This window comes from Cellvibrio sp. UBA7671 (assembly GCA_002483145.1).
Lineage (GTDB): Bacteria > Pseudomonadota > Gammaproteobacteria > Pseudomonadales > Cellvibrionaceae > Cellvibrio > Cellvibrio fibrivorans.
In genome coordinates this window covers 136791-151607 of record DLHJ01000002.1, presented here as the reverse complement: position 1 = coordinate 151607, position 14817 = coordinate 136791, and the positions used below count along the sequence as shown (strand labels likewise).

The following is a 14817-nucleotide window of genomic DNA, read 5'->3' as shown; positions in this document are numbered from 1 at the left end:
TGAATATAAAAAACTATCAACAGCATATGCATTTTTTGGTGGTTGTGGATTTATAGCAATAGTTAATACACCTAAACCGCTATTGAATTTTGCCAGATAATTTTCTGATGGAACTTAATGGCGGTTTTTAAATTAGAGAGATTATTTATGGAATGGCAAACTGCAACCGCAAAAGAAAATAACGAATACAAAATACCTGAACGATGGCTACATCTTCACTACTATGAAGCACTAAATATTTTATTCAGATTTGAAAATTCACTAAGAGTCTTTGTGTATGCTGTATTAAAGAATAAATACTACGAGCAATGGAAGACACAAACATTTAACACTGGTGACAGTCAACAAAAATCAATTCAGAACCTGGCAGCCAAAAGAATATCTCAGGCAGAAAATTTCGGCTATCTTGGCTACGATGTAAAATGTCCAATCATGCACCTAACAAGCGGCGAATTAATTGAACTACTAACCAGTGATAACTACTGGCCACTATTTAAATCGCACTTCAGAGGAAATAAAGAAATAATAAAAAATAAACTTTTAGAAATCGGGAGTATTAGGAACTCATTAGCGCATTTTAGACCAATAAAATCCGATGACGTAGAAATAATCAAGCAGAATGCAAAACACACACTGATTGAAATAGAAAAATGTTTGGATAATATTTTCAATCAAGAACAAAAAGTACCAACTAACTCGACCTTCTCTTGGTACAAGAAAATTAGCACCCTTGGAAACACCTTTGTAACAACCAATCCATTAATCAGTAAAGATGAGAAATGGATAAATTTGCAGTTGATATTTCGCTCACCCATGTTAGAAAAAAATAAATATGGGGATACCTATGTTGCCTACAAAATAGCAAAACTAATAACACCAAACATAGCTAGAGATTTCACAGATTTATCTAGCCTAGTAACATACATATCAGAGAGCATTCGGTACCCGGGAATAAATCAAGATCACGATATTCACATAAGAAAAATAGTCAACATTGTACTATCGGAACAAGCTCTAAGAGAAAATAGTGAAGCAATTTTGATGGGAATTGAAAATATTATTAGTAAAATCTCAGAAGAATCTGAACTTTTAATACAAGACAATTTAGCAAAAGGAACCCTACTCGAAACGGCCTCATGCTCCGCTCATAGACTCGAAACCGGGGATCGAAAATATTGGAAATTCGAATACAACAACTTAAAAAGAAGTTATCAACCAGATGATCCCGATGAATACTGGGGAGATTTCTTTAGCAATGAGCATGACATTGTAGCCGGATCCACAATATATCCATGGATGTCCTCTGAAATATCCAAAGAGGAATTTCCATTTTAAATGCATAGCCTATGGTGAATGCGAATAACTATTCAAAAAGGCACATGCATTTTAATTTTAAAGACTGCGGGGGTATGGTCATATTGCAGCTCGCACCTCAGGCTACACGCCCGCCGAAACCTGCGAAAAGGTGAATCATGAATAACGAATTCATTTCACAACTGAGCAATGGACTTCTTTCGGCGATAATCGCCCTGCTCTTTTTGGCTATTCTATCGATGCTTTTTGGTTATCGTTTTATTGCAAAAGAGCTGGTAAAGATTGGCATGAAAAAAGGTGACGCAAAAGCGATGGGACATGCCGTTACGGTAATGACATTTGTGACACTCGGCGCGGTTTATTTGAAATTATTTGTGCTTAATTGATACTCTAAACCTACCAATGACACATGCGCTTTGATTTTAGTGGTTACTGGCGCATTAACATATATGTCCGTCCCCACGCCTGAATACACCATATCAATTTGCCGAGCTTATTATGGCTATAAAAAAAACGTTAATTGGCATTGACGGCATTGGGCCACGGCCTGGAAATCAGATTCTTTACGTAGAAGATCAAGGAAAGGTAGTTGATAACGAAAGAATAAAACACATAATTGTCGAACGTGAGATACGTTTCGAGGACGAGACTCAAAATAAAACGTTGGAACTAGTTCGTATTGAACTCAACCAGAAACAGGCAGCAATATTTTGGGCTGGATTATGGCGAGTCGACTATGAAAAATATATTCACCTAGATGCATCCGATGACCCTAACATTGAAATATATATTGCAAGAAGGAGCCGAAGACTTCTGGACCCCAGATGGTTAGTGTTTACAAAGGGACGCTTGGGAGACGAGGGAACACTAGCACTCGCACGCATCACACTTACTGCCCAAAGGAGTCGCAGAATGAAAGATTTCCTACTGGAAGATTGGTCAATTTCGTCCCAATCATAATGTGCACCTACTGCAACTAACGAAAATTTCGTAGCCCGTGGTTGGGCTTATGTAGCACACAGACAGCAATGCCCAACAGGTTATTTCGATAATCAAAAAAGCCAGAACAATGCCAATTAAAAACACAGAATCACATTTTTAATTTTTGGCTTAATAGAAAACATGAACATATTGGGCATGACTGCCTACGCAGCCAGGCCCTACCTACACTAATAAATAGCGGCACCTGTAAATAAGGAAAAACAATGAGACTCAAGCGTGTAACGTCATTTGCAACCTTGTCGGGTACAATTTTATTGGCCTATTTGCTAACCGCCTGCACCAACACAAGTACACAATCTGATCACCAACACGACCACGACGACTCCGCCATCAAGCAATACAATCCCAAAATATTAAATTGCGTTGGCCCCAGTGGATACCACGTCTATGAAGCTGACTACACCTGCCCTAGCAATGGCAAAAAATTCAAAGCCCTGGAGTTAGGTACCCACTCCACCATGGGATTGCATTTGGATTGGCAACCCATTTCTTATATGCGCTTTCCCGTTGCCATCCCGGTATGCCCTAACGGGTTTATTGTTGATGAAGCAGACATTAAAGGAACAGCATTAGCTGCGCGCAAGGCCTATATTGAATCTGCAGAATACCAACAGCTCTATAAACAAAAACACGCTTCCTTCTTCTTATTTGCCAAACAATCAGAAGCCTTACAAGAAAATCTGGATAATCTCTGGTGGTATTACTTGCAAGCGACTTGGGAAGCAGATGGCTGCGGCGACCACAAGAAATATAATCAGTACGCCACATTAGTGATTGAAAAAGCTAGCACTCAAAAAGCCAAGCTAACCGATAAAGATGAAGAGTATTGGCCTATGAGCATAATCATTGCCGACATGTATCGCCGCACCGGTCAGTTCGAAATGGCTCAACAACAGTTAAATGCCATAGGCACACCAACTTTTGAAAAACAAAAAAGCAATGATTTTTACTTGCTCGCCAAAAAGGTCATGCAGCTAGCAATTGATAATAAAAACACTAAAGCTGTGCCCATCAAAGAAATGACTCAAAAGGCTGAGTAACAGATAGATAGACTCGGGCTGCGTAGGCTGAGGAACGAAACGCAACACTCGTCCTCATCGATGGCACACCATTTAATTCAAGCGAAAAACCAACAGAGAACCACTATGAAAATAACGAAAGGATTTATCTCTGCAGCAACCTTGGCCACATTGCTTGGCATCTCCGGCTGCGACAATTTTTGTTTTGGTGATAACGCCGTATGCTTCATGGATGATATTGAAATCAAAGAGCGCCTTTATCAACCAGAAGCCAATACATTTACGGTAACATTGGATGCCGAGGGTGAATTTAATTCGCACCAGTTCACGCTGGGTGAATTGCAAACAATTGACGAACTCAGCTTTGGCATACGCGATGCCAGTGTACTCAGAAAATATGCCGCTGTTAAAAAAGTGCATACACTCACTGCTGCGGCATTCAAAACCTACCAACAGGAATATGTAATACCCGGCAAAGACTGCCCGGTGTCATTTATGCACCAAAATCTGCAAAGCATGTTACTGATCCCTGCCAATGAAGCAGTCGCAAAACAGCTGGAATTTTTTGATATTCCATTTGACGGAAAAGGGACACCGTTTAAGTTACGCGGTCATTATATGCAGCATAAACAATCCTATTTTATCGATGACGGGAAAACATTTACGCTAAGCCTACCCACTTACGAAAGTGCGATGAGCAATTTCGGCAGCGCACGCCACACCTTCATTTATTTCTTGGTAACGGAAGTTTACCCTTAATAAAACGCACTCGTACCCCACTTACAACCCTTAACACTACGCCAACAACATCGGAACCAGACAAATATGAAAATTGGAATTTCCACCTTTTATATAATGTTAATTGCCACCCTAACGATACAATTTGCCAATGCAGCCGAAGATAAAAAAGAACTCAACGAACAGGAGATACATTTTTCGCAAGCCACAAAGCTCGGCAACGCTGGCCTCAAGAAAATTGTAAAAATAGCTGCATATGACAATAAAAATTCCGATGTAAAAAAAGCTATCGAAACGGCAAAACAAATACAAACAGGACCTGACTTTAGTAAATATAGCCACGTAGATTTAGCACAATTTTATAGTCACGTCGGCTGGCTATATGCTGAGGATAATAATCCATCTGAAGCAATCAACTACTACATGCTCTCGCTGGAAAATCGCTCGCCCTACGACTATGGCTCCTACAGATTTTCAATCAACCAACTATTAGCAGCTAGCGTCAAAGCAAAAAAAATGGACGAAGTTTATAACGCCTTAGCTCCGAAACACCTTCCGAGCCTATCACTGAACCAAATACTGTTGATCGCTGAGCTTTACTCACAAAATCTACGATTTGATTTAGCGGAGAAGCTATTCGCTTTGGCGGATGAAGAATCAAAAAAATACAATGACACTCAACGCTATCTTTATTTTGCAACTTATATAAAAAATGCAACGCTCCATAAACGTCAGGACGTCTTGGAAAAAATTGCCGCTCAATACTCCAGCGAAAATAAAACCATAAAATGGAGCCAACTGGTAGCCTGGAAAAAGAATGTCGCAGATGAATGGCTGCCGATAAAAAAGGTGCCACCACTCTATCCGAGAACAGCCCTTGCTCGTGGAATCAATGGATACACCGTTGCTGAATATACGGTTGACGTGAATGGAAAAACCAAAGATATAACCATCATTGAGGAATATCCAGAAGGTTACTTTGGCAAAGAGAGTATCAAGGCTGCAAAACAATTTCTCTACAAACCCTATATTGGTCCCGATGGTTTACCCGTCGAAATGCACAATTTACGAAATCGATTCACGTTTTACATAAACCCTTAATCAATAAATGAGAAAGTGATTATGCTGGTCATTTGAGGAGAAAAAAATCAGCGTATACACGAGGGCCTCAAGAACAGTAGTAAAGTAAGCACGCAATTGCAATGTAAACAATATTAGTCCGGCGCACCTGGTGGGGTTTTGCTGCACCGGCCGGCGCCCCTCCGCAATGTAAAATAACCAACAGCAGGGGCGGTCAGAAGGATAAGTTGTGTAGGGGCGCAACCTAGCCATGTGCATTTTTCCAAACAGCCTATACCTCATAGAAACACATAACCAAAACCTCAATTAAAGGTACAAGCATTTTCAATCTGTAGGGGTAAATACCTCTACCCCGCAAGAAGGGAGTTGTTGTTACCTAAGGGAAGGGTCGGCCTGATTTATCAACCCGTTTTCAAAGAGAGATTAAGAACAGACTTTGCTTGTGAACGAGGCGCTGTTTAACGTAACACCTGTGCCAGGGCAAACCATCTGGAGCTTAAAACCTTGCGCCGCTCCGGCCTGATCAATCCGGCGGCTGTGCACCACAAAATCAACCCAGTTCACACTTCCGCACTCCAAGTTGGCGCCCAACTAACCATCTGTGCATTCTGACGCGGATGACTAGCATAAAAAAATACACTTATTAGTATTTGTCATTGCTGCTTCACGCTTTTTTGCCATGACGGCGAACGATTACAAATAATCTCTATAAGTCTTGTAATCGCACCGGTCAGAGGGAAGGACATTAGCGAAACCTACTGCAGCAACTATTCATTCGACTATAAAAATAATTTCTCGAGGTATTTTACATATGCGCAATAACCTATTGAGTCAACTCGGCACAACACTGCTGTTCATCGCCGTCCCTGCTTTATGCACGCAGGCCTGGGCGCAAACACCAACACAAATTAGCAATGTGACGATCAAGGCGTCGGCCAGCAGTAATGATGGGCATCTCCCGGCGTTCACTTTAGACAACAGTCTGGATCCAAACTCGCGCTGGTCTGCCCAGGGTGATGGTCAGTGGATTAACTATGATATTGGCTCGATCAAAACCTTGGCGCATATGAATATTGCATTTCACCAAGGCGATATTCGCAAAACCAATATTGAAATTAAAACGTCTACCGATCAAACAAATTGGAAAACGGCCTTTAGCGGTTACAGCTCCTCGTCCACGTTAGGCTTTCAACGCTTCGACTTAAAGGCGACTCAAGGGCGTTACGTAAGAATTATCGGGCATGGCAACACCAACAATAATTGGAATAGCATCACTGAAGTTCAGTTGTTCGCAACGGCGCCAACCGAGCCGGTCTGTAGTGGCTGCACATCTCAACAAGAACTGCAAAAGTATTTTGATGTAGAGGGTCTTTCGCCCTATGTCAGCACTGGCCTTCTGCGATTTGATGCACTTGCGTCTAAACATGTCACACCCAATGGCCACGGCTGGCGCAATGAGCTAACGATTAAAAAATCACTGCGAACCGCATTTAATAAAACCTATGAGCGCCTTTCTGCAAGGGTGAGTGTGAATTTATCCAAAGGCTCCAAAACCATCATTTCGCAATTTCATGCTGCCGATACGGGCACTTTGGTAAAGGTATATGTGTCGGATACATCTGAATCAGGCTTTTCTAACAGCGTATCGACTGATGGCATTTTTGATGTTTATGTGCGAATGAAAAACGAAAGCGGTAAAGAGCAAAAGTTTAGCCTTGGTTCAATCAAAAGCGGCGGCAGCTTTTTACTGGGCATCGTGAATAATTATGGCGATGTAACCGTAAGTGCGCTCGGTACCAGTGCCTACCTGCGTGTTAAGAACGACCCGGGCGCATTCTTCAAATTTGGTAATTACCTGCAAGCTCAAGATCCAGACACTATGGATCAGGTAGAAAACAGCAGTATGTTTGGCGATTTCTATCGAAAAAATAACATCACCACCAGCATTGTAGAATTTACCAACCTAACTTACGTACGCATCCAGTAAGTAATTGATAAAGCGCTGAGGTTCAATATTTATCTCAGCGCTTTCACATTAAAATAGAGAAGCACCCCGCCCCTAAAATTATCCTCTCTACGCTCCCTAATCCGCACACCACTTTATGTGCAAACCCCCTAACCTTTGCTATTCTGGCTGCCGTTAACTTCTTGCTCATGCTTTACTAACACCATCAATTACCCCACTTGTTAAACACTCTAGGGAAGTCTATGAAACCGCTATCGTTATTCTTGCTGTTAACCCTCGTCAGTACACCTGCCCTCGCCCAAGACTGCGACCCACTAGTGACAGCCCAGCAGGCAAAAGCAAAAACCGAACAGATCGATGCGGATTATGAAAAGAAATTCGATGCCTTGGGACTTGAGCTGCAAAAGAAAGCAGGCATGTCCGATGAACAACTTATGAGAGTAAAAATGGCCGCAGTCTTAAACGACGAAGTAATGAACGAGCAACGTGACCTGCAAGCGGACATGATGACAATGATGACCGCTATTAGCAAAAAAGACTGCGCGACCATCGAAAACCTTGCCAAGCTCAATCATGAGAGAGCCATAAAACAGTGGGAAATTTCCCTTAAAAATATGGAAAATGAAATAAAGAAATATTAAAAAATCGCCTATATAAAAGAGCAATTTATGCAACACGACTTCTGGCATAAGAAATGGCAAGAAAGCGATATTGGTTTTCACAACAATGATGCACACCCGCTATTAGTTAAACACTTTCCCGCACTGGATTTGGCAACTGGTAGCCGGATATTTTTGCCTTTATGTGGAAAGACTTTGGATATTCATTGGCTGCTCGCGCAAGGCTTTCAGGTAGTGGGAGCAGAGTTAAGCCCTATCGCCATCGAACAGCTTTTTGATGAGTTGGGAGTAGCACCCGAGATTACGCAGCTAGAAAACCTGCAACATTATCGAGCGCCCAATATCGATATTTTTGTAGGTGATATTTTTACTGTCACTGCAAGCTTACTCGGCCAGGTCGACGCCATTTATGATCGCGCAGCGTTGGTTGCCCTGCCCTTTGATATGCGCACGCATTACACATCCCACTTAAAAACAATCACTCATAACGCCAAACAGCTGATGATTTGTTTTGTATACGACCAAAGCCAACTCGCAGGCCCACCTTTCTCTATCAGTGATGATGAGGTAAAAGCGCATTACAGTTTCGACTACGCACTCAAGCTATTAGAAAGCGTCGAGGTCTCAGGAAAATTAAAGGGCCAGTGCCCTGCTTTCGAAAATGTTTGGTTACTGGATAACAGACTTTAAGCCAATTCAAGCTTTTTCTGTACTAGGACGACTCATGCTCAAGAAAACCTTAACCAGTTTGGTATTCATCGCCTGCGCTACAAGCAACGCGCAATCGCCGCATGAAAATATCATTGTCAATGGCAGCTTTGCGCAAGGTACTCAGGGCTGGCGACTGGAGCCGGAGATAGAGGTATCAGTTCCGCCCTCACCAGACCCGGACGTTTTTGCCAATGCCCCAGCCTCCTTGTTAATGCGCGCACAAGAGGCGCCGAAGGATGGCTATATTCATTCGCGCAACGCGCGCCAATGCATTCCTATTGGCGATGCACGAAAGCTGCAATTCAGCGGCAATTTTCTTTACCCGGATGAGTTGCCCGCAAGCAACTATGGCCACAGAGCCAATCTAATTTGGCATTACCAATCTGACTGCTCTGGCAGCGCGCAATTCGGTACCTATCTTGAACCTGAAATTAAAAATGGCTGGCAAGCGCTGCTGATTGACGACTTGAGCCCCGCATTGAATGCACAGGCAGTTGAAGTGGAAATTACGCAAGACCAACAACTATCGCGTAAAGATTTTGGCGTTTTGGAATCGGCTTATTATTGGTTGCTTGAAAAATTAGGGGTCTTTGGCGACGATACACTTGCCAGAGGCTATTGGGACAATCTCAATTTACAAATCACCCAATTGGAAGAACCGGAACACCCCAGTAACCAATTTGATGGAGCACCGAGTGTGCCAACTAATACGAATTTATTGCGCAATGGCAGCTTTGATACCGGGCTTGAACACTGGAAACATTATCACAGCGAATGGAGCACCGATGAAGGTTACAACTCTGAGGGAGCCATTCGCATCACGTTAACGTCCGATGACGGCTCCATGGGCACGGGTGTATTTGAACAGTGCGTTAACATCGGCTACAAACGTCAATTTAAAATGGGCGTGAGTTTTAAAGCGGATGAACATTCAAATCAAACCGGCGGTGGACGAATGAGAGTGAGCTGGTATGAAGAGGAAAACTGCCAGGGTCGCCATAGCACCGATGGGCGTCACGTTGATCCACAGAAAATCGCTGGTTGGCAGCCACTGTCTGTCCCGCTGTTAGAAGCAGCACCTAATTCGCGTAGCGTCTCAGTCGATGCAATCCAAACGATTGATGGCAAGGGTGAGTTCAGTACCTATTGGGATGATATGTATTTTATGGCGATTGAATAAACGCACTTTACAAAAAATATTTTTTATTTTTTCTACGCGGATATATTTATGAAAAAATCAAGCATCCAGGCATTCATGTTGCCATCGATATTACTGCTGTTAACCGCATGTAACGATAAAGCAGCCCCCTCCACTTCCAACATTGCTTCAAGCACAGCAGCCACACCAGTTGCAACCGATGCATGGGTTGGTAAGTGGAATGGCCCCGAGGGAACATTTCTTGAAATTTCCGGTAACAATGGAAACTATAAGATCACCATTCAAGATCTTGACGGTCCCAAGCAATTTCAAGGTATGAATAAAGGCAACGAAATATCCTTTGAGCGCAATGGAACCACTGAAACAATTCAATCCAGCAACGGAACTGATACCGGAATGAAATGGCTTGCTGAAAAAGCGGATTGCCTGCGAGTACGCCTGGGTGAAGGTTGGTGTAGGGACTAGGATTGCATTGCCAGCGCGCACCGCGCACTCAAACCTGGCGGATTATTTTGTTTTAATGCAGTAGATAAAAGTAAAATTAATCAAGCTTTGGCTTTTCAGAGAACACGTTACATCACAGCAAATCACAATTAACGCCATAGCTCATTATCAAGTGGATAAAATGATACAAAATAATTTGACTTTTTTTGCAGCGTTGGCATTTGTTTTTTTGCTCATTGGCTGCGGTGGAGGATCCTCCAGTTCAGAAAACCGACCACCAGTAGTCTCCAACTCATCTGTTCCCGCGCCACTACCACGCGAGTGCATACTGCAACCGGTAGTCGCTGTAGCAACAGATGCACCGCTGATCACACTCAATGGCGACCGGGTGATAGATATTCCCTTGGGAGGCACTTACCTGGATGCCGGTGCAATCGCGAAAGACCAAAATGGCAATGATTTAACATCCCTAATAAGCACAACGGGGCTAGATAAAATCAATACTAATCAACAAGCAGATTATTTTATTCGCTATGACGTTAAAGATTCCGCTGGCCGGATCGCTGCATCCAAACATCGCATTGTGCGGGTATTCACTAATACGCCCAAAAAATACAGCCTGCGTCCTTTTGATAGCACCAGTGCGCCTATGGGATTTCTTGAACATCTACCTGTATATATCGGCAGCGAGCCGCATAAACAATATCCGCTGTTAATTGTTGCTCACGGTTGGGAGCATTTTGTTCAGCAGTCCCCCGTTAATAACCGTTTACTGACATTGCAATATGGCGCCAATATTTATCGGGTATTCGACGAAAATCGCTGGCCTGACTCGCGCCCATTTATCGTACTGGAACCGCAGCGCTGTCTGGACATTGGCGATAATGAGTGGCATCAGGTTGATCAATTAATTGAATGGGCATTGGCAGCCTACCCTGTGGATCCACAACGGATCTATATGACAGGCATGAGTGCGGGCGGCTATTTCACCTACCGCTATCCTCTGCTCTATCCCAATCGTCTTGCCGCGATTGCCCCTATGTCGGCTGGAGGCCCGGTCGAGAATCCCACTGCAATTACGCAATTTTGCAAAGCCATGACGCAGCTACCAATATGGGCATTTCACGGTGATGCAGATTCCACAGTCCCCGTAAACCACACGTTTTATACAATCGACATTCTCAAGCAACAATGCCTGACCAGCCCTACACCTAAAGTCACTATAGTCAGCAATGGTGATCACGTTATTGCCAACCAAATATGGGACGACAGTTATATCGGCAAAGGTGATTTAAAATATGACCGCCAAAGCGAGTCCATTTACGATTGGTTTTTACGCTTCACGCTCGACAAAACTAACGAATAAAAAATCCTCTGTATGTTAAGCCTTATCGGTGGTACTGCGCACCGATAAGCAGAATACAATAGGCCAAAATTGAAATTGGTTTTACTTGGGATTCAATCGAAAAACCCATTTTCAATTTTTACAGGAGCATTGCCATGAAGTATTTTTTATTGAGTATCACCCTGCTATTAGCCAGTTGCACCGGCATGCCGGAAAATATTAAACCCGTAGCGCAATTCGAACTGCCGCGCTACCTGGGCACATGGTATGAAATAGCTCGCCTTGACCACAGTTTTGAACGCGGTTTAAGTCATGTAACGGCTAACTACACCCTGCGTGATGATGGCGGAGTGAAAGTCATTAACCGCGGATACTCGCAGGAAGACCAAGCGTGGAAAGAAGCCGAGGGCAAAGCCTACTTTGTTGATACGCCGGATATTGGTTATTTGAAAGTGTCCTTCTTCGGGCCGTTCTATGGCTCATATGTTGTATTTGAGTTGGATAAAGAAAATTATCATTACGCGCTGATCAGCGGCCCGGATAAAGACTATTTCTGGATACTCGCTCGCCAGCCACAAATGGACCCCGCCCTTCTTCAGCGCCTGATTGCACAGGCAAAGTCGCTCGGCTTTGCTACCGAAAAATTAATTATTGTGAATCATTCAGGCACACCGCAATAAGCGGTGCATCCACAACACTATGAACAAACTCTTCATCATCGGCCTACCCCGCACCGGCACTACCAGTATCAGTGTGGCGCTGCTGGATTACGGGTTTAAGGTTGCCCATACCGCCTACACCAAGCGTGCCTTTGAGTTGGCCGATGTTATTTCCGATGCACCCTGTTTTGCAGACTATAAAGAGTTAGATCAATTATTTCCCGAATCAAAATTCGTTTATTTGGATAGGGCGTTGGAACATTGGGTGCCCTCCATGCAAATGCTACTGAATAAAATGCTACCGGAATTAGCACCAAAATCGGGTTATCTCAATCCGGTTTTGAAACGCTGTATCAATAAAACCTTTGCGCCATTAACGACAGACAATTCATTAGATACAGAGCATTTGGAGCGCTGTTATCGTGCACACCAACAAGAAGTATTCCACTATTTTTCAACCAGGAATGACTTGTTAAAAATAGATATAAGCCACAGCGGAAGCCTACATAAACTGCTGGCGTTTTTAGGTATTAACACTGAGGACACAGGGGAATTTCCCCATTTAAATATCGGCAAGCTAGTAGACAACTGGAAGGAATATAAGCATCCCAATAAAGTTAATTCGCTCAGTGCTGGTAAGGAACACCGAAAATTTTTTGATTATCAAGACATAGTTATTCAGTAGAAAGACCGCGTCAATAGTTTACTCAGGTAGCATCAGGGCACAGGTGCGCGCAGCTCTGTCACTTTTTGAAACAGCCAAAATCAGTGCCAGCATTTTATTTGTATTTCTAATCCTATAAATGCAAGAATAGCTGCACGTCACACCTCCTTGGTAGTGCCGGGCACTTCCCCAAGCGCTGATCTACAGCAGGTATCGATAGCCGCACTGGGTAGTCACATATAACAATAATACTGCGTTGTTTTCTGGAAAGATGTAATTCCTCAAATTGCAGAATGGCATATCGGTCAATCCGTCCTTAATTTTAATAACTAAGACGAGATTGTAATTATGTTCACTATAAAAACAGCTAAACCTCTTGAGAGAGATATAACCTTCACCTTGAAAACCATCGCTGCCGCCGTCGCTTTCTGTGCTGGCAGTTCAGCTTATGCAGCGGCAACCGGTGGTTTCTCCACTACCGATGGTGGCAACGTATCAGGCGCTCAGTCTTTTACCGCATCCACTTACGAACAAATCAACACTATCATCGCCAACGCCAAACTCGATGCCAATGGCAACAAAGTTACCGGCGGTGCTTATCCTGTTGTCATCACCTACACCGGCAATGAAGATGCGTTGATCAACCAAGTCATTAAAGATCACACAGTTGATGCCGCAGGCAACTGCCCCAAGCCACGCTGGAATGATGCTTACCGCTTTGTGGAAATCAAAGAATTCACCAAGGGTGTCACCATCCTCGGAGCAAATGGTTCATCGGCCAACTTTGGTATTGTGATTAATAAATCGAACAACGTGATTGTGCGCAATATGAAAATCGGCGCACTGGCCGGCGCAAATAACGATGCGGATATGTTGCGTATCGACAGCGGCAGCAATGTGTTGATCGACCACAACGAATTGTTTGCGGTGAATAACGAATGTAACGGCTCACCCGATGGCGACCTGACGTTTGAAAGCGCGATCGACATTAAAAAAGATTCGCACAACATCACTGTGTCGTACAACATTATTCGCGATAGCAAAAAAGTCGGTCTTGATGGTTCAAGCAGCACTGATATTGCCGGCGGCCGTGAGATCACTTTCCATCACAATATTTATCGCAACGTAAATGCGCGTTTGCCACTGCAACGCGGCGGTTGGACGCACATGTATAACAACTTGTACGACGGCATTACCGGTTCCGGTATTAACGTGCGTCAAGCGGGTTATGCATTGATTGAAAGCAACTGGTTCCAAAATTCCGTTAACCCGGTTACCTGCCGTTACGACAGCAGCAACTGCGGTAAGTGGGATCTGCGCAACAACAACATCACCAACCCAGGTGACTTTGCCACCTATAACATTACCTGGACCAGCGGCGGCACCATCGATGCCAACAACTGGACAACCACTGCAACCTTCCCGATTAGCTTGCCCTACAGCTACGCACCGGTAACGCCACAGTGCGTGAAGGATAAGCTTGCGCAATTTGCGGGTGTTGGTAAAAACGGTGCGCAACTGACGGCAGCAGCTTGTGGTGGCGCCGCATCGTCCGTGGCTGCATCAAGCAAACCTGCCAGTTCAGTGGCAGCTTCCAGCAGACCAGCAAGCTCAGTAGCTGCATCCAGCAGGCCAGCAAGCTCAACTGCCGCATCCAGCAAACCAGCAAGCTCAGCCAGTGGCGCTCCGGTGTTAACGGGCACCGGTGATTATCCCGATGGTTTCTCCAAATGCGCTGACTTGGGTGGTACCTGTTCAGTCACTTCTGGCGATGGTTGGGTAGCCTTCGGCCGCAAAGGCAAGTGGGTCACCAAGCGCGTTTCTGTACCGGGTTCAATCGCATGTACCGTTGCTGCATTTGGTTCCGATCCACTGGGCGATCCTAACAAGTGTTCTTATAAGCGTTAATTGTGTGGCGGCAAAACGGCTCCGGCCGTTTTGCCTGATGCCATGTGCTCAAACATACTATCTACAGCAATGTGCTGGCTCGATTAAGTACCTCCCCTCGCCTGACCAGTTTCCTGCGTTTTACTTTATTCATCATCAATATGCACCCCTTACGTATCACCGGCACTTGCGTTTTGCCAGCTGAACTA

The 14817-nt window shown here is 44.1% G+C and carries 15 protein-coding genes; all 15 read left to right on the top strand.

All coding sequences use genetic code 11. The annotated features are described in order from the left end of the window. Positions 1 to 117 precede the first annotated feature (117 nt). A complete protein-coding gene (locus B4E62_RS01170) occupies positions 118 to 1335 on the top strand; it encodes a hypothetical protein (protein ID WP_331350739.1) in 1218 nt (405 codons plus the stop codon). A 137-nt stretch (positions 1336 to 1472) separates the two neighbouring features. After that, complete coding sequence (locus B4E62_RS01165; RefSeq protein ID WP_331350738.1) at positions 1473 to 1700, top strand: hypothetical protein; 228 nt, start codon at positions 1473 to 1475, stop codon at positions 1698 to 1700. A gap of 112 nt (positions 1701 to 1812) precedes the next feature. Further along, the gene (locus B4E62_RS01160) at positions 1813 to 2274 is read left to right on the top strand and encodes a hypothetical protein (protein WP_331350737.1); all 462 of its coding nucleotides are present in this window, start codon (positions 1813 to 1815) and stop codon (positions 2272 to 2274) included. A 245-nt stretch (positions 2275 to 2519) separates the two neighbouring features. Further along, a complete protein-coding gene (locus B4E62_RS01155; protein ID WP_331350736.1) occupies positions 2520 to 3356 on the top strand; it encodes a hypothetical protein in 837 nt (278 codons plus the stop codon). Positions 3357 to 3461: 105 nt separating this feature from the next. Further along, positions 3462 to 4094 (top strand): hypothetical protein, encoded by a 633-nt coding sequence (locus B4E62_RS01150; RefSeq protein WP_331350735.1) that lies wholly within the window; start codon positions 3462 to 3464, stop codon positions 4092 to 4094. A gap of 66 nt (positions 4095 to 4160) precedes the next feature. Further along, positions 4161 to 5174 (top strand): energy transducer TonB, encoded by a 1014-nt coding sequence (locus B4E62_RS01145; RefSeq protein ID WP_331350734.1) that lies wholly within the window; start codon positions 4161 to 4163, stop codon positions 5172 to 5174. 790 nt (positions 5175 to 5964) lie between these two features. Then, positions 5965 to 7140 carry a polysaccharide lyase family 7 protein gene (locus B4E62_RS01140; RefSeq protein WP_331350733.1) on the top strand — a complete coding sequence of 392 codons (1176 nt, stop codon included), beginning with the start codon at positions 5965 to 5967 and terminating at the stop codon, positions 7138 to 7140. A 221-nt stretch (positions 7141 to 7361) separates the two neighbouring features. Then, positions 7362 to 7760, top strand: a complete 399-nt coding sequence (locus B4E62_RS01135) for a hypothetical protein (RefSeq protein ID WP_310071819.1) — start codon at positions 7362 to 7364, stop codon at positions 7758 to 7760. A 27-nt stretch (positions 7761 to 7787) separates the two neighbouring features. After that, positions 7788 to 8429, top strand: a complete 642-nt coding sequence (tmpT, locus tag B4E62_RS01130) for a thiopurine S-methyltransferase (protein WP_310071817.1) — start codon at positions 7788 to 7790, stop codon at positions 8427 to 8429. Positions 8430 to 8463: 34 nt separating this feature from the next. Continuing rightward, the gene (locus B4E62_RS01125; RefSeq protein ID WP_331350732.1) at positions 8464 to 9630 is read left to right on the top strand and encodes a hypothetical protein; all 1167 of its coding nucleotides are present in this window, start codon (positions 8464 to 8466) and stop codon (positions 9628 to 9630) included. Positions 9631 to 9678: 48 nt separating this feature from the next. Beyond that, positions 9679 to 10074, top strand: coding sequence for a hypothetical protein (locus tag B4E62_RS01120; RefSeq protein ID WP_310071815.1), 396 nt, complete (start codon positions 9679 to 9681; stop codon positions 10072 to 10074). Positions 10075 to 10234: 160 nt separating this feature from the next. Continuing rightward, entirely contained in the window at positions 10235 to 11419 is a 1185-nt protein-coding gene (locus B4E62_RS01115) for an immunoglobulin-like domain-containing protein (protein ID WP_310071814.1), read from the top strand. A 134-nt stretch (positions 11420 to 11553) separates the two neighbouring features. Continuing rightward, positions 11554 to 12078, top strand: coding sequence for a lipocalin family protein (locus B4E62_RS01110; protein ID WP_310071813.1), 525 nt, complete (start codon positions 11554 to 11556; stop codon positions 12076 to 12078). Between the two features lie 19 nt (positions 12079 to 12097). Continuing rightward, entirely contained in the window at positions 12098 to 12742 is a 645-nt protein-coding gene (locus B4E62_RS01105; protein ID WP_310071811.1) for a sulfotransferase, read from the top strand. A 327-nt stretch (positions 12743 to 13069) separates the two neighbouring features. Continuing rightward, positions 13070 to 14629: a pectate lyase gene (locus tag B4E62_RS01100; RefSeq protein WP_331350731.1), complete on the top strand. Its 1560-nt coding sequence runs from the start codon at positions 13070 to 13072 to the stop codon at positions 14627 to 14629. Positions 14630 to 14817: the final 188 nt, after the last annotated feature.